General features: G+C 68.8%; 21 protein-coding genes. 20 read left to right on the top strand and 1 reads right to left on the bottom strand.

The window, feature by feature from the left end; translation table 11 throughout:
* The first annotated feature begins 26 nt into the window (after positions 1-26).
* From BKA24_RS11685 to BKA24_RS11620, 14 genes are all read left to right on the top strand, one after another.
* A complete protein-coding gene (locus tag BKA24_RS11685; protein ID WP_184218302.1) occupies positions 27-1,439 on the top strand; it encodes a UDP-N-acetylmuramoyl-tripeptide--D-alanyl-D-alanine ligase in 1,413 nt (470 codons plus the stop codon).
* On the top strand, positions 1,436-2,545 hold the full coding sequence (gene mraY, locus BKA24_RS11680; RefSeq protein WP_184218299.1) for a phospho-N-acetylmuramoyl-pentapeptide-transferase: 1,110 nt from the start codon (positions 1,436-1,438) through the stop codon (positions 2,543-2,545). Before BKA24_RS11685 ends, mraY begins: the two co-directional genes overlap by 4 nt.
* Positions 2,527-4,098, top strand: a complete 1,572-nt coding sequence (gene murD / locus BKA24_RS11675) for a UDP-N-acetylmuramoyl-L-alanine--D-glutamate ligase (protein WP_425488713.1) — start codon at positions 2,527-2,529, stop codon at positions 4,096-4,098. Before mraY ends, murD begins: the two co-directional genes overlap by 19 nt.
* A complete protein-coding gene (gene ftsW / locus BKA24_RS11670) occupies positions 4,055-5,272 on the top strand; it encodes a putative lipid II flippase FtsW (protein WP_343066107.1) in 1,218 nt (405 codons plus the stop codon). Before murD ends, ftsW begins: the two co-directional genes overlap by 44 nt.
* 10 nt (positions 5,273-5,282) lie before the next feature.
* Complete coding sequence (locus BKA24_RS11665) at positions 5,283-6,356, top strand: glycosyltransferase (protein ID WP_184218293.1); 1,074 nt, start codon at positions 5,283-5,285, stop codon at positions 6,354-6,356.
* 56 nt (positions 6,357-6,412) lie between these two features.
* The gene (gene murC, locus BKA24_RS11660) at positions 6,413-7,810 is read left to right on the top strand and encodes a UDP-N-acetylmuramate--L-alanine ligase (protein ID WP_184218290.1); all 1,398 of its coding nucleotides are present in this window, start codon (positions 6,413-6,415) and stop codon (positions 7,808-7,810) included.
* Positions 7,811-7,812: 2 nt separating this feature from the next.
* Positions 7,813-8,805 (top strand): FtsQ-type POTRA domain-containing protein, encoded by a 993-nt coding sequence (locus BKA24_RS11655; protein WP_184218287.1) that lies wholly within the window; start codon positions 7,813-7,815, stop codon positions 8,803-8,805.
* Positions 8,806-8,962: 157 nt separating this feature from the next.
* Positions 8,963-10,123, top strand: coding sequence for a cell division protein FtsZ (gene ftsZ / locus BKA24_RS11650; protein WP_184218284.1), 1,161 nt, complete (start codon positions 8,963-8,965; stop codon positions 10,121-10,123).
* Positions 10,124-10,140: 17 nt separating this feature from the next.
* The gene (locus BKA24_RS11645; protein WP_184218282.1) at positions 10,141-10,827 is read left to right on the top strand and encodes a YggS family pyridoxal phosphate-dependent enzyme; all 687 of its coding nucleotides are present in this window, start codon (positions 10,141-10,143) and stop codon (positions 10,825-10,827) included.
* A gap of 31 nt (positions 10,828-10,858) precedes the next feature.
* Positions 10,859-11,305: a cell division protein SepF gene (locus BKA24_RS11640; protein WP_184218279.1), complete on the top strand. Its 447-nt coding sequence runs from the start codon at positions 10,859-10,861 to the stop codon at positions 11,303-11,305.
* A 4-nt stretch (positions 11,306-11,309) separates the two neighbouring features.
* A complete protein-coding gene (locus tag BKA24_RS11635; protein ID WP_184218276.1) occupies positions 11,310-11,612 on the top strand; it encodes a YggT family protein in 303 nt (100 codons plus the stop codon).
* Between the two features lie 111 nt (positions 11,613-11,723).
* Positions 11,724-12,326, top strand: a complete 603-nt coding sequence (locus BKA24_RS11630; RefSeq protein ID WP_184218273.1) for a DivIVA domain-containing protein — start codon at positions 11,724-11,726, stop codon at positions 12,324-12,326.
* An 11-nt stretch (positions 12,327-12,337) separates the two neighbouring features.
* Entirely contained in the window at positions 12,338-12,931 is a 594-nt protein-coding gene (gene lspA / locus BKA24_RS11625; protein WP_184218270.1) for a signal peptidase II, read from the top strand.
* A gap of 1 nt (position 12,932) precedes the next feature.
* The gene (locus BKA24_RS11620) at positions 12,933-13,853 is read left to right on the top strand and encodes an RluA family pseudouridine synthase (RefSeq protein ID WP_184218267.1); all 921 of its coding nucleotides are present in this window, start codon (positions 12,933-12,935) and stop codon (positions 13,851-13,853) included.
* 12 nt (positions 13,854-13,865) lie between these two features.
* On the opposite strand, the gene BKA24_RS11615 is transcribed toward BKA24_RS11620, so the two are convergent.
* On the bottom strand, positions 13,866-14,339 hold the full coding sequence (locus BKA24_RS11615) for an NUDIX hydrolase (protein WP_184218264.1): 474 nt from the start codon (positions 14,337-14,339) through the stop codon (positions 13,866-13,868).
* Between the two features lie 162 nt (positions 14,340-14,501).
* Here BKA24_RS11615 and dnaE point away from each other — a divergent pair, with 162 nt between their 5' ends.
* The 6 genes from dnaE (at position 14,502) to BKA24_RS11585 (ending at position 23,636) form a co-directional block, all read left to right on the top strand.
* Positions 14,502-17,972: a DNA polymerase III subunit alpha gene (gene dnaE / locus BKA24_RS11610; RefSeq protein WP_221417677.1), complete on the top strand. Its 3,471-nt coding sequence runs from the start codon at positions 14,502-14,504 to the stop codon at positions 17,970-17,972.
* A 63-nt stretch (positions 17,973-18,035) separates the two neighbouring features.
* Entirely contained in the window at positions 18,036-19,169 is a 1,134-nt protein-coding gene (locus BKA24_RS11605; RefSeq protein ID WP_184218256.1) for a hypothetical protein, read from the top strand.
* Positions 19,170-19,189: 20 nt separating this feature from the next.
* On the top strand, positions 19,190-20,491 hold the full coding sequence (hisD, locus tag BKA24_RS11600; protein WP_184218253.1) for a histidinol dehydrogenase: 1,302 nt from the start codon (positions 19,190-19,192) through the stop codon (positions 20,489-20,491).
* A gap of 11 nt (positions 20,492-20,502) precedes the next feature.
* Positions 20,503-20,976 (top strand): transcriptional regulator NrdR, encoded by a 474-nt coding sequence (gene nrdR, locus BKA24_RS11595; RefSeq protein ID WP_184218249.1) that lies wholly within the window; start codon positions 20,503-20,505, stop codon positions 20,974-20,976.
* A gap of 46 nt (positions 20,977-21,022) precedes the next feature.
* Positions 21,023-22,060 (top strand): quinone-dependent dihydroorotate dehydrogenase, encoded by a 1,038-nt coding sequence (locus BKA24_RS11590; protein WP_184218246.1) that lies wholly within the window; start codon positions 21,023-21,025, stop codon positions 22,058-22,060.
* 73 nt (positions 22,061-22,133) lie between these two features.
* A complete protein-coding gene (locus BKA24_RS11585; protein WP_184218243.1) occupies positions 22,134-23,636 on the top strand; it encodes a hypothetical protein in 1,503 nt (500 codons plus the stop codon).
* Positions 23,637-23,640 lie beyond the last annotated feature (4 nt).

Here is a 23,640-nt window from a genome sequence, read left to right as displayed (position 1 = left end):
CGAGCGCACGAGGAGAACCCCACAGCATGATCCGGATGACGCTCGCCGAGGTGACCCGTGCCGTCGGCGGCACCCTCCACCTGTCCGCCACCGACCACGAGGAATCGCCCGTCGAAGGCGTCGTGGACACCGACTCGCGAGAGATGGGGCCCGGCTCCGTGTTCGTCGCCAAGCCCGGCGACGTCACGGACGGGCACCTGTTCGTCGGCGCGGCCGCAGAGGCCGGCGCGGCACTCGCGATCGTCGAGCGCGTGGTCGACGCGCCGATCTCGCAGATCGTCGTCGCCGACGCCGTCGCCGCCCTCGCGCGTCTCGCCCAGGAGGTCGTCGCTCGGGTGCGCGCGTCGGGTCAGCTCCAGGTCGTCGGCATCACCGGCTCGAACGGCAAGACGACCACCAAGAACCTCCTGGCGCGCATCCTGCAGGACGAGGGCCCGACGGTCGCCCCACGCGCCTCGTTCAACAACGAGGTCGGCGCCCCGGTGACGATGCTGCGCGTCGCGGCCGACACGCGGTTCCTCGTCAGCGAACTGGGTGCCTCGCGACCCGGTCGCATCGCGGAACTGGCCGCCCTGATCACCCCCGACATCGGCGCGGTGCTGATGGTCGGCCTGGCGCACGCCGGCGGCTTCGGCGGGGTGGATGCCACGCAGAAGGCGAAGACCGAACTCGTTCAGGCCGTGCGACCCGGCGGCGTGGCCGTCTTGAACGCCGACGACCCCCGCGTCGCCGCGATGGCCGCCGTCGCTGCCGAGCGGGGCGTCGCGGTGCGGTGGTTCGGCCGTGGTCCCGACGCCGACGTCCGCGCGGAAGACGTCGAGGTGACGGCATCCGGAACCGTCTGCACGATCGTCGTCGGAGGCGAGCGCTTCCCGCTGCGTCTTCGCGTGCTCGGTGAGCATCACGTCATGAACGCCCTCGCGGCCGTGACCATCGCCGGTGTGCTGGGCGTGTCCACCGCGGACGCCGTCGCTCGCCTCGAGACCGTCGAGATCGCGGAGCGGTGGCGCATGCAGCCGCTCGGCAGCGACCGCGTGCGGATCATCAACGACGCCTACAACGCGAGCCCCGACTCGATGTCCGCCGCGCTGCGCACGGTCGCGCAGATCACCGAGCCCGGCCAGCGCAAGGTCGCCGTGCTCGGTGCGATGAGCGAGCTCGGCGAGCAGGCAGGGGAGGAGCACGACCGCGTCGGACTCCAAGCCGTGCGCCTGCGCTACGAGCGCATCGTCGTGATCGGCTCCGCCGCGCGCCGGCTCTACCTCGCCGCGATCAGCGAAGGCTCGTGGGACGGCGAAGCGGTGTTCTTCGAGACCGCCGACGAGGCGTTCGACTACCTGCGGGGGGAACTGCGCGACGGCGATCGTGTGCTGGTGAAGTCGTCCAACTCGGCCGGGCTCCGGTTCCTCGGCGATCGTCTGGGAGAATCGTTCTCGTGAGATCTCTGCTTGCCGCTGCGACGATCTCGTTGGCGTTCACCCTGTTCCTGACCCCACTGTTCATCCGCTTGTTCCAGCGGATCGGCTGGGGGCAGGTCATCCGCACCCCCGAAGACGCGCACAACCCGAGCCACCACACGAAGCGGGGCACCCCGACGATGGGCGGCATCGTCTTCATCCTCGGCACGGTGGTCGGCTTCTTCGCCGGCACCGTCTTCGGTGGCACCCCGCCGACCGTCTCGGCGCTGCTGGTCCTGTGGATGATGGTCGGCCTCGGCGCCATCGGCTTCATCGACGACTACATGAAGGTGCGCCAGCAGCGCAGCCTGGGTCTGTCGGGCTGGCGCAAGATCGTGGGCCAGGTCGCCGTCGCCGTGCCGTTCGGGATCATGGCGCTGAACTTCCCGAACGCATACGGTGAGACGCCCGGTTCGGCGTACATCTCCTTCTTCCGCGACATCCCCACGCTCTCGTTCATGGCGCTCGGCGCCGTCGCCGGATGGATCCTCTATCTCGCCTGGATCTCCTTCCAGGCGGTCGCCTGGTCGAACGCGACGAACCTCACCGACGGCCTCGACGGTCTCGCCACGGGCGCCGGGATCTTCACGGTCTCGGCCTACAGCCTCGTGACGTTCTGGCAGCTGCAGCAGCGCTGCCACTCGACGGCTCTCGTCGCCGAGTACACGAACGCGTGCTACGACACGCGGGACCCGATGGGCCTGACGATCATCGCCGCGTCCTTCGTCGGCGCGCTGGTCGGCTTCCTGTGGTGGAACGCCCCCAAGGCCAAGATCTTCATGGGCGACGTCGGCTCTATGGCGATCGGCGGCGTCGTCGTCGCGATGGCCGTCCTGAGCCGGACGCAGATCCTCGCGGTCATCATCGCCGGCGTGTTCATCATCGCTCCGGCATCCGTGATCCTGCAGCGGTACTACTTCAAGGCCACGGGCGGGAAGCGCCTGTTCCTGATGAGTCCGTTCCACCACCACCTCGAGATGCGCGGCTGGCCCGAGATCACGATCGTCGTGCGGATGTGGGTGATCGCCGGCATCCTCGCGGTGTTCGGCGTCGGAATGTTCTACGTCGCGTGGCTGGCGGCGATGTGAGCGCCCCGCTCGACACCCTCACCAGCTGGCACGCGGACTGGAAGGGATTGCGGGTAGCCGTGCTCGGTCTCTCCGTCACCGGCTTCTCCGTGGCCGACACCCTGGCCGAACTCGGCGCCGAGGTTCTCGTCGTCACCGAGAACGCGTCGGAGGAATACGCGCGGCTTCTGCCCGTGATCGGCGTCGGCCTCGCCGAGGGCCCGCTCGACACGGTGCCGGCGGCTCTCATCGACTTCGCGCCCGAGGTCGTCATCGCCTCGCCCGGCTTCGCTCCGCACCACCCCGTCGTCGCCTGGGCGCAGAGCGAGGGCATCGCCCTCTGGGGCGACATCGAGCTGGCGTGGCGCGTCCGCGACAAAGTGCTCCGCGCGGACGGCAGCCCCGCCGACTGGGTGCTCATCACCGGCACCAACGGCAAGACGACCACGACGCAGCTCACCGCCACCATGCTCGTCGCCGGCGGCCTGCGCGCCGCGCCCTGCGGCAACATCGGCGTTCCCGTTCTCGACGCGGTCCGTGACCCGGAAGGCTTCGACGTCCTGGTCGTCGAGGTATCCAGCCACCAGCTCTGGTACCTCGGACTGCAGTCCGGACCCGACCGCCTGTCACCGCACGCGAGCGTGTGCCTCAACCTCGCCGAGGACCACCTCGAGTGGCACGGCTCGTTCGACGCGTACCGCGATGCGAAGGCGCAGGTCTACGACAACACGCGTGTCGCGTGCGTCTACAACAAGAGCGACCTCGCGACCCAGGCGATGGTCGAAGACGCCGAAGTGGTCGACGGATGCCGCGCCATCGGCTTCGACCTCGGTGTGCCCGGCCCGAGCGACCTCGGCCTGGTGGACGACATCCTCGTCGACCGGGCGTTCCTCGACGAGCGTCGCACGAACGCCCTCGAGCTGACCACCCTCGACGAACTCGCGGCCGCCGGTCTCACGGCGCCGCACGTGGTCGCGAACATCCTGGCTGCCGCGGCGCTGGCCCGCTCTCTCGACGTCGCGCCCGCCGCGATCCGCGATGCGCTGCGGGGCTTCCGCCTCGACCCGCACCGCATCGAGGTCGTCGCCGTCGCCGCCGGTGTCACCTGGGTCGATGACTCGAAGGCGACGAACCCGCACGCCGCGGCATCCTCCCTCACCGCGTATCCCGGCGCGATCTGGGTCGTCGGCGGACAGCTCAAGGGCGTCGACATCGGCGACCTCGTCGCTGCGCGGGGGCCCGCGGTGAAGGCGGCGATCGTCATCGGCGTCGAGCGAGACGCGGTCCGCGCGGCGTTCGCGCGACACGCGCCCTCGGTCCCGCTGTTCGAGGTCGATCACGCTCACACTGAAGATGTCATGACCGAGGTCGTCGCGCTGGCGGCGGACGTCGCCCGTGACGGAGACGTGGTCCTCCTCGCTCCGGCTGCGGCGTCGTTCGACCAGTTCGCGTCGTACTCGGACCGCGGCCGGCGGTTCGCGGTCGCAGTGAACGAGCGGATCGACCGCGACGGACACGGAAGGGATGCCGGTGACCTCGACGACCGACCGTCCCCTTCCGGCGGACTCCGCTGACCCGGGACGCGGCTTCACCGCGAGGGTGAGCCTCGGACGGGTCTTCACCCCGGTCCCGAGCGAGTTCCTCCTCATCACCTCGACAGCGCTCCTGCTGACCGTCTTCGGACTCGTCATGGTGCTGTCGGCGACCATGGCCACGTCGGCCAGCGCCGAGGACGGACCGTTCCAGACGGTGATGAAGCAGGCGATGTTCGCGATCGTCGGCATCCCGCTCATGCTCGTCTTCAGTCGACTTCCCGTGCAGTTCTGGAAGCGCATCTCGTGGATCGCGCTGATCGGCGCGCTGGGGCTGCAGCTGCTCGTGTTCACCCCGCTGGGGTACGAGTTCGACGGCAACCGCAACTGGATCGCGATCGCCGGTGTCCAGGCCCAGCCGTCCGAGTTCCTGAAGCTCGCCTTCGCGCTGTGGCTGGGATATGTGCTCTACCGCAAGCACACCCTCCTCGGGCTGTGGCGGCACGTCTTCATCCCCGTGGTGCCCGTCTCCGCAATCGTCATCGGATCCGTCGTCGCCGGCCACGACCTCGGCACCGCGATGATCCTCGTGCTCATCCTGCTGGGAGCACTGTTCTTCTCCGGCGTGAAGCTCCGCGTCTTCGTCATCCCCGCCGTCGTCGCCGCGGGGATCGTGGCCTTCCTCGCCATCTCTAGCCCCAACCGCATGGCGCGCATCACGAGCTTCCTGAACCCGAACTGCATCGACGAGTACCTGACGACCTGCTACCAGCCGCTGCACGGCATCTGGGGCCTCGCCAGCGGGGGAGTCTTCGGCCTGGGGCTCGGAAATTCGCGCGAAAAGTACGCGTGGCTGCCCGCGGCCGCGCACGACTACATCTTCTCCATCGTGGGGGAGGAGCTCGGCCTCATCGGCTGCGTCGTCGTGCTCGCCCTGTTCACGCTCTTCGCCATCGGCGCGTTCCACGTCATCCGCAAGACGCACGACCCGTTCATCCGCATCGCAGCCGGCGGCATCACGGTCTGGATCGTCGGTCAGGCGCTCATCAACATCGGCGTCGTGCTCCGCGTCTTCCCCGTTCTCGGCGTTCCCCTGCCGTTCATGTCGCAGGGTGGCACGTCGCTCGTGTCGGTCCTCATGGCGTGCGGCGTGCTCCTCGCCTTCGCACGCACTCTGCCGAGTTCGCATCCGGTCGTCGCCGAGCCCCGCCGGTAGGCTCGATCCGGTGACGACGTACCTTCTGGCCGGCGGTGGCACCGCGGGCCACGTGAATCCCCTGCTCGCCGTGGCCGATGCGATCCGTGCGCGCGAGCCCGAGGCGACGGTGCTGGTGCTCGGCACGAAGGAAGGCCTCGAAGCCCGCCTCGTCCCGCTGCGCGGCTACGAACTGCTGATCGTCGACAAGGTCCCCTTCCCCCGTCGGCCGAACAGTGCGGCCCTCCGCTTCCCGGCCCGGTTCACGCGCGCCATCGGTCAGGTGCGCTCTCACATCCGCGAGCGCGCGGTCGACGTCGTCGTCGGCTTCGGTGGGTACGCCTCGGCGCCGGCCTACGTCGCGGCGCGCCGGACGGGCGTGCCGTACGTCGTCCACGAGGCGAACGCCAAGCCCGGGCTGGCCAACATCCTGGGCGCACGCCGCGCTGCGGCATCCGGAGTCGCTTTCGAGGGGACGCCCCTCCGCGGCGCCGAGGTCGTCGGGATGCCGCTGCGACCCGAGATCGTGAACCTCGACCGCGATGCACTGCGCGTCGAGGCCGCCGCCGCGTTCGGCCTGGACCCCGCCCGGCCGGTGCTGCTGGTCTTCGGCGGATCCCTCGGTGCGCTGCGCCTCAATCGCGCGTTCGCGGGCGGGTGGCGGTCGGTGGTGGATGCCGGATGGCAGATCCTTCACGCGGTGGGAGAGCGCAACGAGGCAGTCGACCCCGGCGATCCGGCGTACCGCGTCGTGCCCTACATCGACCGCATGGACCTCGCCTTCGCCCTCGCCGACGCCATCGTCTCGCGCTCGGGAGCCGCGACGGTGAGCGAGATCAGCGCCCTCGGCATCCCCGCGGTCTACGTTCCCTACGCCGTCGGCAACGGCGAGCAGGCGCTCAATGCGACCTCCGCCGTGCAGGCGGGCGCGGCCCTCCTGATCCCGGACGGCGAGTTCACCGAAGACCGGATCCGGACCGAGATCGCGCCCCTGCTTCGGGATGCCGCCGCGCTCACGCGCATGCGAGCGGCGGCATCCGAGGTCGGCACCCGCACGGGGAGCGAGAACGTGCTGGCCCTGATCGATCGCGCGCTGGCGCGCTGAGGCGTCCAGCGCGCCGCAGCCGCCGCCCAGGGCCCGCGATCTAGACTTGACGGGCCATGATTCGACCCGATCTCACGCTCCCGATTCCGGAGCACATCACCGCCGCCCACTTCATCGGGATCGGCGGGTCGGGCATGTCCGGCCTCGCCGGGATGTTCCTCGATCGCGGCATCCGCGTCTCAGGATCGGACCGCTCCGACAGTGCCGCCATGCAGGCTGTCGCCGCGCGCGGCGCGACGGTGCACGTCGGCCACGCCGCCGAGAATCTGCCCGACGACGTCGATGCGATCGTGTTCACCGGCGCGATCTGGCCCGAGAACCCGGAGTACCTGCTGGCGAAGGAGCGCGGCATCCCCGTGCTGCACCGCTCGCAGGCTCTGCACTGGCTGATCGGCGGCCGTCGCCTGGTGAGCGTCGCGGGCGCCCACGGCAAGACGACGTCGACCGGCATGATCGTCACGGCCCTGCGCGCGGCCGGCGCAGACCCGACCTTCGTCAACGGGGGAGTCATCGCCGCCCTCGGCGTCTCGAGCGGCACCGGCTCCGACGACATCGTCGTCATCGAGGCGGACGAGTCCGACGGGTCCTTCCTGCTCTACGACACCGCCGTCGCCCTCATCACGAACGTCGACCCCGACCACCTCGACCACTGGGGGTCGCGCGAGGCCTTCTACGACGGCTTCGTCCGGTTCGCGGATGCCGCCTCCGAGGCCGTCGTGATCTCCGCCGACGACCCGGGTGCGCGCGAGGTCACGGCGGCGCTGTCGCACGCTCAGGTGGTGACGTTCGGTCGTGCGGAGGACGCCGACCTGCGTGTCTCGGACATCGCGACCGACGGGCCGGTCTCCTTCACGCTCCACTACGCCGGTGACACCGCCACCGGCCGACTCGCCGTTCCGGGCGCGCATAACGCGATCAACGCCGCGGGCGCCGTCGCCGTCCTGATCACCCTCGGATACGACCTCGAGCCGGCCGTGCGTGCGGTCGAGGAGTTCGGCGGCACGGTCCGCCGCTTCGAGCTGCACGGCATCCGCTCCGGCGTCAGCGTGTACGACGACTACGCGCACCACCCCACCGAGGTCGCCGCCGCCCTCTCCGCAGCGCGGACCGTGGTGGGCGATGGCCGCATCATCGCGCTCCACCAGCCGCACACCTACTCGCGCACGCAGGCGATGTACCGGGAGTTCGCGGAGGTGCTCGAGACCCTCGCCGACCACACGGTCGTCCTCGATGTGTACGGCGCGCGTGAGGACCCGGTGCCGGGTGTCACCGGTGAGCTGGTCAGTGGAGCGTTCGCCGACCCTGATCGTGTGCACTTCGTCGCCGATTGGCAGGATGCCGCCGAGTACACGGCATCGGTCGCCCAGGAAGGGGACTACGTCATCACCCTCGGCTGCGGCGACGTCTATCGCATCATTCCCCAGGTGCTCGAGGCCCTCGGGTCGGAGCGGTAGGGATGCGACGGCCGTCTCCGCTGCCGTCGACTCCGTCGGCCGGTCGCCCGTCGACGCCGGCGCCCTCGCCGGTCGCGCCCGACGACGACGCCTCGACGGAGGCGGTTCCGGCCGATGCGGGTGCGTCGGGGCCGATCGCCCCGGTGCTCCCGCTGATCGCGGGGGAGCGGCAGGCGGAGAAGAGCGACCCGCTCGACGGCGAGGATCCCGAGCCTGACGACGCGGCATCCGATCGTCCGCTGGGCGTTCGCGACGTCTGGGCCGCCGCCCGCGCGCGCAGGAGGGCGCTTCGCCGCGAGATCCGGCGCTTCACGGCGCGCCAGCGGCGACGGCGGAACGCCTGGCTCGCGGCGGTGGGCGCAGTGCTCGTCGTCGCTGTCGGTGCGGTTGCGCTCGCGTACAGCCCGGTGTTCGCCGTGTCGACGATCACCGTCGTCGGCGCCGAGAAGCTCGACCCCGCGGTGGTCGAGAACGCTCTCTCGGGGCAGCTGGGCACGCCCCTGGCCCTCGTCGACTCGAGCGACGTCAAGGCGGCGCTCGTGACGTTCCCCCTGGTCGAGACGTACACGATCGAGGCGCGCCCGCCGCAGGAGCTGGTCGTGCGCATCGTGGAGCGGACGCCCATCGGCTCGCTGTCGTCGAAGGCAGGGCACACTCTGGTGGATGCCGCCGGCGTCGCGCTGGCGACGACGAAGGACGCGCCGGAGGGGTACCCGGCTCTCACGGTGACCGGTGGTGCCGGGTCCCGCGCGTTCGCCGCCGTGGGGGCTGTCTACCGCGCGCTCCCGGAGGATCTGCGCACGCAGGTGCGCGCCGTCTCGGCGACCACCCCGAACGACGTGACGCTCACGATCGAGGGTGCGGACGTGCTGTGGGGCGGCGCGGAGGACTCCGCCGAGAAGGCGGTCGTGCTGCGCGCAGCGATGGCCGCCAACCCGCCGTCGAAGGTCGATCTGTACGACATCTCGTCGCCCGGTGCGGTCGTCATCCGCTGACTTCGGACTCGATCTGACGACACGCCCAGCGTGTTGCGCTCACCGCTGTCTCGCGCGCCTACTTTCGGAATCAGGAATTGCATACTCGGCAATTCTTTAAACCTCTGGTTGAGGTTGAAGGTTTGCACTTGAGGTTCGGGACGATACGGAGGCCGGCGTGAGCCAGAACCAGAACTACCTTGCAGTGATCAAGGTCGTTGGCGTGGGCGGTGGCGGTGTCAACGCCGTCAACCGCATGATCGAGCTCGGCCTTCGCGGCGTGGAGTTCATCGCGGTCAACACCGACGCGCAGGCGCTGCTGATGAGCGACGCCGACATCAAGCTCGACGTGGGCCGCGAGCTCACGCGTGGACTCGGCGCCGGAGCCGACCCCGAGGTGGGTCGCCGTGCGGCGGAGGACCACGCCGAGGAGATCGAGGAGGCCCTTGCGGGCGCCGACATGGTCTTCGTGACCGCCGGTGAGGGTGGTGGCACCGGCACCGGTGGCGCCCCCGTCGTCGCGCGCATCGCGAAGTCGATCGGCGCGCTCACCATCGGTGTGGTGACGAAGCCCTTCTCCTTCGAGGGACGCCGGCGCCAGACGCAGGCGGAGTCCGGTGTCTCCAAGCTGAAGGAAGAGGTCGACACCCTCATCGTCGTCCCGAACGACCGGCTCCTCGAGATCAGCGACCGCGGCATCTCGATGATCGAGGCGTTCGCCACGGCTGACCAGGTGCTCCTCGCCGGTGTGCAGGGCATCACCGACCTCATCACGACGCCGGGTCTCATCAACCTCGACTTCGCCGACGTGAAGTCCGTCATGCAGGGCGCCGGATCGGCGCTGATGGGCATCGGCTCGGCTCGCGGCGCGGATCGCGCGATCAAGGCGGCGGAGCTCGCTGTCGAGTCGCCGCTGCTCGAGGCGTCGATCGAGGGCGCGCACGGCGTGCTGCTGTCGATCCAGGGTGGATCGAACCTGGGCATCTTCGAGATCAACGATGCCGCGCAGCTGGTCAAGGAGGCCGCGCACCCCGAGGCCAACATCATCTTCGGAACGGTGATCGACGACACCCTCGGCGACGAGGTGCGGGTCACCGTGATCGCGGCCGGCTTCGACGGCGGTGAGCCCTCGGCCAAGGTCGAGCCCATCACGGCGACCCGGCCGGCGTCCGCTCCCGTCCTGCCTCCGCTTCCCGCCGACACGGTCGCGCGCGATCTGGCGGCAGCGGAGTCCGCGTCCTCGAAGGAGTCGGTGTCGGTGTCGGCGCCCGTGTCGAACAACGACTACGACTCGGCGTTCGGCGACGACGACCTCGACATCCCCGATTTCCTGAAGTAAGTCGGGCGCGACCTCACGTGAACCTTCGATCGCGGCTCGCCGACATCGATGCGCGCATCTCGGATGCCGCTCGAGCGGCGGGCCGCGATTCGTCGGAGCTGACACGGATCGTCGTCACGAAGTTCCACCCGGTGGATCTCGTCGAGGAGCTCGCCGCCCTCGGCGTGACCGACGTGGGGGAGAACCGTCAGCAAGAGGCGACGGCCAAGCGCGCGGCCTACGGCGACGGACCCCTGCGCTGGCACTTCATCGGCCAGGCTCAGACGAACAAGGCGCGGGCGATCCGTGCGGTGGCGGACGTCGTCCATTCCGTCGACCGCGTCCGCCTCGCCGACGCCCTCCACGCGGCGGCTCCCGAGGGCGACGCCGAGCCGCTGGACGTGCTCCTGCAGGTGAACCTGACGACGGACACGGGCCGCGGCGGGGTCGCACCCGTCGATGTCGAGGCTCTCGCCCAGCACGTGCGCGCGCAGTGCCCGTCGCTGCGACTCCGAGGCGTCATGGGCGTCGCTCCGCTCGATGAGGCGCCCGCATCGGCGTTCGCCCGCCTGGCTGAATCCTCGGCCGTTGTGCGCGGCGTGGACCCCGACGCCACCTGGATCTCCGCCGGCATGACCGGCGACTTCGTCGAGGCGATCGCCGCAGGCGCGACACACCTGCGGATCGGCTCGGCAATCACCGGCCCGAGGCCGACACACGGTTAGCCTCGACACAGACGAGCAAACGGAGGATGCGATGTCGAACCCGCTCAAGAAGACCATGGTGTACCTGGGCCTCGCCGATGAGGAAGAGGTCTACGAGGAGCAGGCTCCGCGCCGCGAGAAGCAGGTGGAGAACAAGACCGCTCCGGTGACTCCGATCCACCGTCCCGCCGTCGTGCGCCAGCCCGCGCCGTCCGCGATCAGCGAGATCGTCACCGTCCACCCGAAGCAGTACCGCGATGCTCAGTCCATCGCCGAGAACTTCCGCGACGGCATCCCGATCATCATCAACCTCTCGCAGATGAGCGATGCCGACGCGCGCCGTCTCATCGACTTCGCCAGCGGTCTGTCGCTCGGCCTGTACGGCCGCATCGAGCGTGTGACGAGCAAGGTCTTCCTGCTGTCGCCGGAGAACGTCGCGGTCTCGGGTGAGGGAGCCATCGCCTCGGGCGACGCCGACTCCACCCCGTTCACGCACTGACGTCGTGTCGATCATCGGCCTCATCGCCGGGATCCTCAACACGCTGGTCCTGATCTATGTGCTGTTCCTCCTGGCACGTCTGATCCTCGAGTACATCCCGATGTTCAACCGGGAGTGGCGTCCCCGAGGCGGCATGCTCGTGGTCGCCGAAGTCGTCTTCACGGTGACGGACCCGCCCCTGAGATTCTTCCGTCGGTTCATTCCGCCGCTGCGGATCGGACCGATCGCGCTCGACCTCGGATTCCCGCTCACCATGCTCAGCTGCTTCGTGCTGCTGTCGATCACCCAGGCGCTCAGCGCCCTCTGACCCGTCGTCGCACCCGTCACCTCGTCGGACTATGCTGGCGGGGTACGGCTCGCGCCTCGCGGGTCAGTCACTGACCGGCCCGCCTCCAGAGCCCAGAAAGAGGAAAGACACATGCCTTTGACTCCTGAAGACGTCGTCACGAAGCAGTTCCAGCACGTCCGCTTCAAGGAGGGCTTCGACCCGGACGAGGTCGACGACTTCCTCGACGAGATCGTCGTCGAGTGGCGCAAGACCATCGCCGAGAACGAGGAGCTCAAGGCGAAGCTCGCCGCGTACGAGTCCGGTGAGACCCCGGCCGAGGCTCCCACGCCCGCCGCCGAGCCGGAACCGGAACCGGTCGTCAGCGAGGTTCCCGCCGCGGAGCCCGCCGCCGAGGCTCCCACGTCCGCAGCGCCCGCTGCCGCGTCCGCCGGCATCATCGAGCTCGCTCAGCGCCTCCACGACGAGCACGTCGCCGAGGGTAAGGCGCAGAAGGAGAAGCTCATCTCCGAGGCGCAGACCGAGGCCGACACCATTCTCAACGACGCGCGCACCAAGGCCCGCGACGAGATGACCCGCCTCGAGAGCGAGCGCGGAACCCTCGAAGCTCGCATCAGCGAGCTGCGTCAGTTCGAGCGTGACTACCGCGTCCAGCTGCGCGGCTTCATCGAGGAGAAGCTGCGCGACCTCGACGTGGCCGGCACCTCCGGCGCAACGCCGATCTCGGCTTCCTGACGCCTCGCACCTTGTCGAGCCGTACGTCCGCTCGCCGGACGACTCTGCACGCTGCAGCGGCCGGCACCACCATCGCGATCCTCGCGGTGCTGGTGCTGGCCGCTGATCAGTTCACCAAGTACCTTGCGCTGGAGAACCTGCCCGAGAAGCAGGCGGTCCCGGTGCTCGGCGACGCCCTCCAGCTGTTCCTGACGTTCAACCCCGGTGCCGCCTTCTCCCTCGGCGAGGGAGTCACGTGGGTCTTCACCCTCGTCCTCATGGCCGCCGCTCTCGTGATCGTCTTCCTCGCGGTCAGCCGGGTCCGCACGCGGTCGTGGTCGATCGTCCTCGGACTGCTGCTCGGCGGCATCCTGGGCAACCTCACCGACCGGTTGCTGCGTCCGCCGGGGTTCCTGACCGGTCACGTCGTGGACTTCATCCACACGCCGTGGCTGTGGCTCGGTTTCCCGTCGGCGATCTACAACGTCGCCGACATGTTCATCGTCACGATGATGATCAGCGTCGCGCTTCTCGTCCTGCTCGGCATCCGATTCGATGGATCTCGGGAGAAGGACGACACCGAGCAGGCGCCGGCGGCGACCGCCGACCCGGATTCGGCTCCCTGACATGGAGTCGCGCAGCCTTCCCGTCCCCGACGGCTTGGACGGCGTCCGGGTGGATGCCGCTCTCGCCAAGCTCCTCGGCTTCTCACGGACCTTCGCCGCCGAGGTCGCCGAAAGCGGTGGGGTGGCTCAGGACGGCCGCGTCCTCGGCAAGTCCGACAAACTCGTCGCGGGCGGATGGCTCAGCGTGGAATGGGAAGACCGCCGCGGACCGGAGATCGTTCCGATCGCCGTCCCCGACCTCGGGATCGTCCACGACGACGACGAGATCGTCGTGGTCGACAAGCCGGCGGGCGTGGCCGCGCATCCGTCCCTCGGTTGGGAAGGACCCACCGTCGTCGGCGCTCTGGCGGCGGCCGGCTTCCGCATCGCCACCTCCGGGGCGGCCGAGCGTCAGGGTGTGGTGCATCGCCTCGACGTGGGCACCAGCGGCCTCATGGCGGTGGCGAAGACCGAGCGCGCCTACGTCGCCCTGAAGCGCGCGTTCAAGGAGCGCGAGGTCGACAAGATCTACCACACCGTGGTCCAGGGCCATCCCGATCCGCTCTCAGGCACGATCGACGCACCGATCGGCCGGCACCCGAACCACTCGTGGAAGTTCGCGGTCACGCCGTCGGGGAAGGACTCGGTGACGCACTACGAGACGATTGAGGCGTTCCCGGGCGCCTCACTGCTCGAGGTGCATCTCGAGACGGGGCGAACCCACCAGATCCGCGTGCACATGGCAGCCCACCGGCACCCGTGCGTTGGAGATCCGCTCTACGGGGCCGATCCCACGCAAGCTGCGCGTCTCGGGCTCAGCCGTCAGTGGCTCCACGCCCGGGAGCTGTCCTTCGCGCACCCCGCGAGCGGCGAGTGGGTGACCTTCACGTCCGAGTACGCTCCTGACCTCGCGCACGCGCTCGGCATCCTCCGCGGCGACTGAGCCGCGTGGCGGTCACCGGCCGCCGTGGAAGGACGCGGGATCGTCTTCCGCGATGGCGAGGGCGATCTTCCGCACGTGGGTCTGGTCGACCTCCACCAGCTCGCCGAGGCCGTACCACCCGACCTCGGTCAATTCGCCGTCGGCGGGGTGGGGTTCGCCCGCCACCCAGTCGCAGCGGAATACGAGGTCGAGGTAGTCGACCTGGTCGCCGTTCGCGTACACGACGCGCGGGACCTGCTGCACGTGGGCGAGCCGCGTGACGCGCACCTCGATGCCTGCCTCCTCGCGGCATTCCCGGACGGCCGCATCGGCGGGTTCCTCACCGGGGTCGATGATGCCGGAGACGGGCTGCCATGCGCCGTTGTCGGCTCGACGGCCGATCAGAACCTTCTCGTCCTTGAAGACGATCGCCGTCACACCGACCAGGGGCAGGGGATCCGTGCCGATCTTCTCGCGCAGGGTGAGGACGAAATTGGGAGTGGCCATGGACCCAGCCTAGGTTCCCCATCGATGCTCACCCTGAGGGTGAACCTGAGGCGACCTGGTCCGACCTACGGCGATCCGGGTCGGCGATGTCCGACCCCTTCGTAGACTCGAGAGGTGGCATCCGATTCCTTCGTCCATCTGCACGTGCACAGCGAGTACTCGATGCTCGACGGTGCGGCCAAGATCAACGCCATGACGCAGGCGGCGGCCGATTATGGGATGCCGGCGATCGCCGTCACCGATCACGGGAACACGTTCGCGGCGTTCGAGTTCTACAACGCCGCCCGGAACGCCGGGGTGAAGCCGATCATCGGGCTCGAGGCCTACGTGACGCCCGGTACTCACCGCAGCGACAAGTCGCGCGTGCAGTGGGGTTCGCCCGACCAGAAGAGCGACGACGTCTCGGGTTCGGGCGCCTACACCCACATGACCATGTGGAGCCAGACCACCGAGGGCATGCACAACCTGTTCCGGCTGAGTTCGCGCTCGAGCATGGAGGGTTACTACTTCAAGCCCCGCATGGACCGAGAGCTGCTCCAGACCTACGGGAAGGGACTTATCGCGACGACCGGATGCCCCTCGGGTGAGGTGCAGACCCGACTCCGGCTCGGCCAGTACGAGGCGGCGCGTGCGGCGGCCGCGGAGTTCCAGGACATCTTCGGCAAGGAGAACTACTTCGCCGAGATCATGGACCACGGGCTGCCCATCGAGCGCCGGGTGATGAGCGATCTCATCCGCCTCGCGAAGGATCTTCAGATCCCCCTGGTCGCCACGAACGACTCGCACTACACGCATCAGCACGAAGCCGACGCGCACGAAGCGCTCCTGTGTGTGCAGTCCGGGTCGACGCTGGACGATCCCAACCGCTTCAAGTTCGACGGCGACGGCTACTACATCAAGACGGCACAGGAGATGCGGCAGCTGTTCCGCGATCACCCCGAGGCCTGTGACAACACCCTCCTCATCGCCGAGCGGTGCGAGGTCGAGTTCAACACCTCCGCCAACTACATGCCGCGATTCCCCGTGCCCGACGGCGAGACCGAGGACAGCTGGCTCATCAAGGAGGTCGAGGCCGGCCTCCACTACCGGTATCCCGGTGGCATCCCCGACAAGGTGCGCAAGCAGGCCGAGTACGAGACCGGGATCATCCTCCAGATGGGGTTCCCCGGGTACTTCCTCGTGGTGGCCGACTTCATCAACTGGGCCAAGGACCACGGCATCCGCGTCGGCCCCGGCCGAGGCTCCGGTGCCGGTTCGATGGTCGCCTACGCGATGAAGATCACCGACCTCGACCCGCTCGAGCACGGGCTCATCTTCGAACGCTTCCTCAACCCCGACCGCGTCTCGATGCCCGACTTCGACGTCGACTTCGACGACCGGCGCCGTGGTGAGGTCATCGACTACGTCACCGAGAAGTACGGCTCTGAGCGCGTCGCCCAGATCGTCACCTACGGCACGATCAAGTCGAAGCAGGCGCTGAAGGACGCCGGCCGCGTGCTCGGGTTCCCGTTCAGCATGGGGGAGCGGCTCACCAAGGCCATGCCCCCGCCCGTCATGGGCAAGGACATGGAGCTCGGCGGCATGTTCGACCCCGAGCACAAGCGGTACAAAGAGGCGAGCGAGTTCCGTGCCCTCATCGACACCGACCCCGAAGCCAAGACCGTGTTCGAGCGCGCGCGGGGCCTCGAAGGGCTCAAGCGCCAGTGGGGTGTGCATGCGGCGGGCGTCATCATGTCGTCCGAGCCGCTGCTCGACATCATCCCGATCATGCGTCGCGAGCAGGACGGTCAGATCGTCACGCAGTTCGACTACCCGTCGTGCGAGACGCTCGGGCTCATCAAGATGGACTTCCTGGGGCTGCGAAACCTCACCATCATCTCCGACGCCCTCGACAACATCCGTACCAACCGCGGTGAGGAACTCGACCTCGAGCACCTCGCGCTCGATGACAGACCGGCCTACGATCTGCTGACGCGCGGCGACACCCTCGGTGTGTTCCAGCTCGACGGCGGCCCGATGCGCTCCCTCCTGCGGTTGATGAAGCCTGACAACTTCGAGGACATCTCGGCCGTCATCGCCCTGTACCGCCCGGGCCCCATGGGCGCGAACTCCCACACGAACTACGCGCTCCGCAAAAACGGGCTTCAACCGATCACCCCGATCCACCCTGAGCTCGAGGAACCGCTGAAGGACATCCTCGACACGACCTACGGCCTGATCATCTATCAGGAGCAGGTCATGGCGATCGCCCAGAAGGTCGCCGGGTTCTCGCTCGGACAGGCCGACATCCTCCGGCGCGCCATGGGCAAGAAGAAGAAGTCCGAGCTCGACAAACAGTACGAGGGCTTCTCCGGGGGCATGAAGGAACGCGGGTTCGGCGAGGGCGCGATCACCGCGCTCTGGGACATCCTGCTGCCGTTCTCGGACTACGCGTTCAACAAAGCGCACTCCGCCGCCTACGGACTCGTCTCGTACTGGACGGCCTACCTCAAGGCCCACTACCCGGCCGAGTACATGGCGGCGCTGCTCACGAGCGTCGGCGACTCCAAAGACAAGATGGCCGTCTACCTCAACGAGTGCCGTCGCATGGGCATCAAGGTGCTGCCTCCCGACGTGGGGGAGTCGATCCGCTTCTTCGCGGCCGTCGGCGAAGACATCCGCTTCGGTCTGGGCGCCGTCCGCAACGTCGGCGCGAACGTCGTCGACGGGATCGTCGCGGCCCGTGAGGCCGAGAAGTACTCGAGCTTCCACGACTTCCTGTCGAAGGTCCCCGCGCACGTCGCCAACAAGCGCACGGTCGAGTCGCTCATCAAAGCCGGCGCGTTCGATTCGCTCGGCTCGACCCGCCGTGCCCTCATGGAGATCCACGAGGATGCCACCGAACAGGCCGTCCTCGACAAGCGGCGCGAGGCGAACGGCGAGGTCGGCTTCGACTTCGACAGCCTCTGGGGCGACGACGAGCCGCAGCAGGTCGCCCGCGTGCCGGAGCGCCCGGAGTGGACGAAGAAGGACAAGCTCGCCTTCGAGCGAGAGATGCTCGGCCTCTACGTGTCGGACCACCCCCTCGCGGGTCTCGAGATCCCGCTGGCCAAGCACGCGTCGACCTCCATCCACGACCTTCTCGCCTCGGAAGACATCGGCGACGGCGACATCGTGACCGTCGCGGGGCTCGTCACGAGCGTGCAGCATCGCGTGGCGAAGCAGAGCGGCAACCCCTACGGCATGATCACCGTCGAGGACTTCGACGGCGAAGTCACGGTCATGTTCATGGGGAAGACGTATACCGAGTTCCAGTCGATGCTCCAGGCCGACGCGATCCTCGTCGTCCGCGGCCGGGTCTCCCAGCGCGATGACGGTCGGAATCTCCACGGTCAGTCCGCCTTCGCACCCGACCTCGGAAATGTGGATGCGTCCGGGCCCCTGGTGCTGATGGTGCCCGAGCATCGAGCGACGGAGACGACGATCGCCGGTCTCGCGGCTGTTCTGAACCGGCATCCGGGATCGACGGAAGTCACGCTGAAGCTTCACCGGGGCGGCGTTGCGAAGGTCTTCGAAGTGCCCGCGCAGGTCGACGTCACGGTCGACCTCTACGGCGAACTGAAGGGCCTCCTCGGGCCGCAGTGCCTCGGCTGACCGCATCACCTCGCGGGGTAGGATCGCAGGCGGCGTGCACCGGCGCCATTCGGAAGGAGCATCGTGACCGACGAGAAGACGAACCCCGAGACCCCGGAGGATGCCGCGTTCACGGCGGACGACGTCAGTGACACGGTTGTGCGCGACGAGCCGACCGCGGCGTTCGAGCCGCTGCCGGCAGACGAGCCCACCGCCGTCTACGGTCAGGACGACACCTCCGTCGTTTACGGCGAGGACGAGCCCACCGCCGTGTACGGCACGGATGATGTCGCGGCGGCGTCGGATGCCGATGGCTCGGACTCCTACCGCGCTGCTGAGCCGGCCGACGCGGACCCGCTCCCGTCGACTGCCGAATCGACCGTCCACGAGGGCGCGGACGCCGTGCCCCCGCAGTACGGGGTCGGGCCGTTCTCCCTCCGCGAGGTGTCACTCCTCGGAGTGTGGGCGCTCGCCTTCCTCTTCTCCTTCTTCCCGCTCTACGTCGCGGACGACTTCAGCCGCTTCTTCGGCGGGCCCACCGTCTGGACGGCGGGCATCGACTGGGTGCTCGCCATCGGAGCGCCCACCGTCGCGGTGTTCCTGCTCGTGCTCCGCCGTTTCTCGCCCGACGGGATTCGCCGGGTCGGGTCGCTCGGTATCGATCAGTTCGCCTCGGTCGCGTTCTCTGTCGGCGCCGTCATCTGGGTGGGCTGGCTGTGGGGCAACATCGCCCGTGGCATCGCGAGCGGCTTCTGGCTCAGCAGCTGGGTGGTCTGGGTCGAGGCGATCCTCTTCCTCGCCGCCGTGGCGCTGACCGTGGTGGCCCCCTTCATCCCGCCGTTCCACGAAGACTTCCTGCACCGGGCAGAGACGACCTCGCACCGTGTCGCCCGTCGTGCACGGCCGGTCGTCGCCCGACCCGTCTCGGACGCGCGGTACACGATGGCGGCGCCGTCGGTCGACCCGGAGCCCGCCCCGTTCGGCGACCCCATCGACGACGACGAGCCCGCTCCGATCGCCGCTCCCGCTCACCAGGCCTTCTGGGCGCTCGTACCTGCCGAGCGCGACGTGGTCGACGAGAACGGCATCCCGCTGTTCCGCATCGGCCCGACCGCCTGGGCGCTGGTGATCGAGGATCGCGGTGACAGCTTCGTCGTGCGCCACGAGGACGGTCGCATCGGCTACCTCACCGACGTCTCCGGCGTCACGCGCGGCTGAGCCGCCGGTAACCTGGAGGGATGCTCCGGACGATCGATCTGCGCGGCCGCGCCGTTGAACCTGACGACCTGCTCGCTGCGGTTCCACGTGCCGCCGCCGCACGTGATGAGGCACTCGCGACGGCGGCGGCGATCGTCGCCGACGTCGCCGCTCGCGGCGCCGACGCGCTGCGTGAGCAGGCGTCCCGCTTCGACGGCGTCGACGGGCACGAGATCCGGGTTCCCGCGGCACACCTCGATGAGGCACTAGCGTCGCTCGACGCCGGCGTGCGTGCCGCTCTCGAGAAGGCCATCGATCGGGTGCGCCACGCGTCCGCTGCGCAGGTCCCGGCCCCGATCGTGACCGAGGTCGCGCCGGGCGCTCGCATCGAGCAGCGCTGGCGGCCGGTCCGCCGCGTCGGCGTGTACGTCCCGGGCGGAAAGGCCGTCTACCCCTCCAGCGTCGTCATGAACGTGGTCCCGGCGCAGGTCGCCGGCGTCGCCGAGGTCGCCCTCTCCTCTCCTCCGCAACGTGATCACGGCGGACGTGTCCACCCGGTGATCCTGGCCGCCGCGAAGCTGCTCGGCGTGACGGAGGTCTACGCGATGGGCGGGGCGGGTGCGATCGGCGCGTACGCCCACGGCGTGGGGGAGCTCGCTCTCGCTCCGGTGGACGTCATTTCCGGTCCCGGCAACAACTTCGTCGCCCTGGCCAAGCGTGTCGTGGCGGGAATGGTGGGAACGGACTCCGAAGCGGGGGCGACCGAGATCCTCGTCGTCGCCGATGAGTCCGCCGACGCCGATCTCGTCGCCGCGGATCTCGTGAGCCAGGCGGAACATGACGAGCAGGCGGCGGCGGTGCTCGTCACGGCATCCGAGCAGCTCGCCCGCGCCGTCGGTGCCGCAGTCGAGGTGCGTGCGCGCGCCACTCTGCACGCCGATCGCGTGGCGATCTCGCTGGCCGGTCCGCAGTCCGCGATCGTCCTGGTCGATGACATCGAGACGGCGACGGCGTTCAGCAACGCCTACGCTCCCGAACACCTCGAGCTGCACGTGTCCGACCCACGTCCGGATGACTTCGTCAACGCCGGTGCGGTCTTTGTGGGCCCGTGGACTCCCGTGAGCCTCGGCGACTACCTCGCCGGGAGCAACCACGTGCTGCCGACGGGCGGCCAGGCACGGTACGCGGCCGGACTGTCCGCGTCCACGTTCCTTCGTCCGCAGCAGGTCATCACCTACGATCGCGACGCCCTCGCCGCGGTGCGCGACGAGATCGTCACGCTGTCGTCTGCCGAGGTGCTCCCCGCGCACGGCGAAGCGGTCACCGCTCGTTTCGACGCGTAATCTGGTCTGCCATGCACTGCCCGTTCTGTCGCCATTCCGACTCCCGTGTGATCGACTCCCGTACGAGCGATGACGGCCTCAGCATCCGCCGCCGTCGCCAGTGCCCGAAGTGCGGCGGCCGGTTCACGACCGTCGAGACCGCGAGCCTGAACGTCATCAAGCGCTCCGGCGTCATCGAGCCGTTCAGCCGCGAGAAGGTCATGTCCGGTGTGCGGAAAGCGTGCCAGGGGCGCCCCGTGACGGAGGCAGACCTCGCCGTCCTCGCCCAGGCCGTCGAAGAGTCGGTGCGCCAGACGGGTGTTTCCCAGATCGACGCGAACGAGATCGGCCTGGCGATCCTCGGCCCCCTCCGCGAGCTCGACGAGATCGCCTTCCTCCGTTTCGCAAGCGTCTACCAGGCATTCGAGACGCTGGAGGACTTCGATGCGGCGATCGCGCAGCTGCGGGCAGACCACGTGGGCGATCGCGGCACGACCGAGGCGTGATGAGTCGTCCTGGAGGACGGCCGCTGCGGCTCTAGGCTGAGAGGCGATGTATCGCCTCCTCTTCGATCTCGTCCTCCGCCGTTTCGACCCCGAGACCGCTCACCATCTGGCCATGGCGGTGATCCGCGCTGCCGGCGTGTGCCCGATCGCGGCCGTCGTGCGACGATTCACCCGCCCCGCGCCGGAGCTGCGGACCGAGGCCCTTGGCCTGGTCTTCGAGTCGCCTTTCGGGATTGCGGCCGGGTTCGACAAGAACGCCGTGGGGGCGCTGGGCCTGCATGCCCTGGGCTTCGGTCACATCGAGGTCGGCACGGTGACGGCGATCGCGCAGGACGGCAATCCGAAGCCTCGCTTGTTCCGTCTGGTCGCCGACCGGGCCCTGATCAACCGCATGGGGTTCAACAACCTCGGCGCCGCGGCGGCAGCGGAGCGACTGCGGCGCATGCGCGACCGCCGGCGGCGGCCGGTCCTCGGTGTCAACATCGGCAAGTCGCGGATCGTCGACGTCGCGGACGCCACGGCGGACTATGTGGCGAGCACGCGCCTGGTCGCCCCCGTCGCCGACTACCTCGTCGTCAATGTCTCCTCCCCGAACACGCCGGGCCTGCGGGGGCTCCAGGCTGCGGAGACCCTTCGCCCGCTCCTGGAAGAGGTGCACCGCGCCGCGGGCGACACGCCGCTGCTCGTGAAGATCGCGCCGGACCTTTCCGACGATGAGATCGACGCGATCGCGCGGCTCGCCGTCGACGTCGGACTCGCGGGGCTCGTCGCGACGAACACGACGATCTCTCGCGACGGATTGACGACGGATGCCGCTGCCGTTGCCGCCCTCGGCGCCGGGGGACTGTCCGGTGCGCCGCTTCGTGCGCGATCGCTCGAGGTCCTGCGGCGCGTGCGGGCCGTCGTGCCCGCGAGTTTCTGCGTCATCGCCGCGGGTGGTGTGGAATCGGCATCCGACGTCGTCGAACGAATCGACGCCGGTGCGGACCTCGTGCAGGGCTACAGCGCCTTCGTCTACGAGGGGCCGTTCTGGGGCCGACGCATCAATCGTGACCTCGCTCGGATCCGTTCGCCGCGCCGCTGAGCCGAGGCGGCATCATCGGCTCCGCCGTTGCCATTAGAGTTCTCTCATCACCACTGGGGGATGGGAAAACTCAATGAAGAAGTCATTCGTCGCGCCCTTCGTCTTTCTGACGATCGCCGCGATCTCTCTGACGGGCGCGCCCGCTGCTGTCGCCGATGATTCGGAGCCGACACCGACGCCGGCGAACGTCGTTGTCAACAAGCCGGGGATCTTGACGCTGCCGAACGGCGACGGTGTCAGGGACACCACGTCGTTCACCGTCGAGGCCGACGCTCCGACCACGGTCGCGCTGTCGCTCGTCGACCCGGCCGATGAGAGCGTCGTCAGCGTCCTCGACCCGGTCATCCTGACCGAGGGTGCGCTCACGGCGACGGTTCCGCTGACGCTCGACGGTGTCGTCCGTCCGGGCGGCTTCGCGCTCCGTGCCACGCCGGAGGGCGGGGAGACAACGTCGACGAAGGTGATGATCGGGTCGGGTCAGCCCCAGTTCGCCAACATCGCGCTCAGCCGCAGTGTCATCTACACCTACAAGAAGGCGACTGCTCGTTCGAGCGTCGCCACCGTCTACGCACGTGACGAAACGGGCGAGCGCGTGCCGTTCACCGGCTCCGTGGCAGCGAAGGTCGGATCGAAGACGGTCACCTCGAAGGTGTCTTCGGCGGCCGGAGCCGACGCGAAGGTGACGATCGCCGCCACGTCGCTCCCGCTGGGAGCGGGCACGGTCACGTTCACCGCGACCGCTCAGGGACTCACCTCGAAGGGGTCCGCGAAGCTGACCGTCCGGAACGTCGCGGTCACCGCGACGAAGGTCTCCGCATCGCAGCGGACGGTCTACCCCGCGAAGGACGGTTACCTGGATGCCACCAAGATCGCCGTTTCGGCGAGCTCGTCGACCGGCAAGACGATCGGCGCGACCGGCACGGTGAAGATCGTGCGAGGCAGCAAGACGGTGCGCACCTGGAAGCTGTCGTCGACCAAGTCCTGGTCCACCACGTGGGACGGCAAAGTCGGCGGCAAGGTCGTTCCGGGCACGTACACGGTGAAGGTCGCCCTGAAGGGCCCGGAGGGCGCCACGAAGTCCGCGTCCACCACGATCGCCGTCAAGAAAGGCAAGCTTGTGTCGACGAAAACGAAGAAGACCTACAAGGCTTCATCGATCCTGAAGACCTACACCCCGTTGGACGAGTACGGCCAGGGATATTGCCAGTATGACGAGGTGACCTTCGGCTGCATCGGTTTCGACGGCTACTACGGCGATGATGCGGTGTCGCTCATCGCGGAAGGGTCGACGACCATTCCGGCCTCGGTGCGGAGCGCGAAGGCTTTCGGCGCCGTAAAGGTGAAGATGACCCTCAATGCTTCCGGAGTATCCGGCCAGGCTGTGTGGGGGTACGGATCCGTGTCCGATCCGACCGCAAAGGTCACGGCGATGAAGAAGGGCAACACGTCGCCTGGTTGGTACACCGTACCGAAGTCGGGGACGAAGCTCGGCGTCGTCGCCGCGACGGGCGAGTACTCCTATTTCTTCGCGAAGACGATCACGGTCGAGTACAGCCACAAGAAGATGGTGAAGTAGACCC

It is taken from the genome of Microbacterium marinum (assembly GCF_014204835.1).
GTDB lineage: Bacteria > Actinomycetota > Actinomycetes > Actinomycetales > Microbacteriaceae > Microbacterium > Microbacterium marinum.
This window is presented reverse-complemented; position numbering and strand designations above follow the sequence as displayed.

Excerpts from the sequence above, each read along its gene's own strand:
- BKA24_RS11685 (WP_184218302.1), top strand. The coding sequence starts at position 27 with ATGATCCGGATGACGCTCGCCGAGGTGACCCGTGCCGTCGGCGGCACC.
- hisD (WP_184218253.1), top strand. The coding sequence starts at position 19,190 with ATGCTCCGGACGATCGATCTGCGCGGCCGCGCCGTTGAACCTGACGAC.
- murC (WP_184218290.1), top strand. The coding sequence starts at position 6,413 with ATGATTCGACCCGATCTCACGCTCCCGATTCCGGAGCACATCACCGCC.
- dnaE (WP_221417677.1), top strand. The coding sequence starts at position 14,502 with ATGCTCGACGGTGCGGCCAAGATCAACGCCATGACGCAGGCGGCGGCC.
- BKA24_RS11590 (WP_184218246.1), top strand. The coding sequence starts at position 21,023 with ATGTATCGCCTCCTCTTCGATCTCGTCCTCCGCCGTTTCGACCCCGAG.
- BKA24_RS11615 (WP_184218264.1), bottom strand. The coding sequence starts at position 14,339 with ATGGCCACTCCCAATTTCGTCCTCACCCTGCGCGAGAAGATCGGCACG.
- BKA24_RS11630 (WP_184218273.1), top strand. The coding sequence starts at position 11,724 with ATGCCTTTGACTCCTGAAGACGTCGTCACGAAGCAGTTCCAGCACGTC.
- BKA24_RS11585 (WP_184218243.1), top strand. The coding sequence starts at position 22,134 with ATGAAGAAGTCATTCGTCGCGCCCTTCGTCTTTCTGACGATCGCCGCG.
- BKA24_RS11655 (WP_184218287.1), top strand. The coding sequence starts at position 7,813 with ATGCGACGGCCGTCTCCGCTGCCGTCGACTCCGTCGGCCGGTCGCCCG.
- BKA24_RS11640 (WP_184218279.1), top strand. The coding sequence starts at position 10,859 with ATGTCGAACCCGCTCAAGAAGACCATGGTGTACCTGGGCCTCGCCGAT.
- nrdR (WP_184218249.1), top strand. The coding sequence starts at position 20,503 with ATGCACTGCCCGTTCTGTCGCCATTCCGACTCCCGTGTGATCGACTCC.
- BKA24_RS11620 (WP_184218267.1), top strand. The coding sequence starts at position 12,933 with ATGGAGTCGCGCAGCCTTCCCGTCCCCGACGGCTTGGACGGCGTCCGG.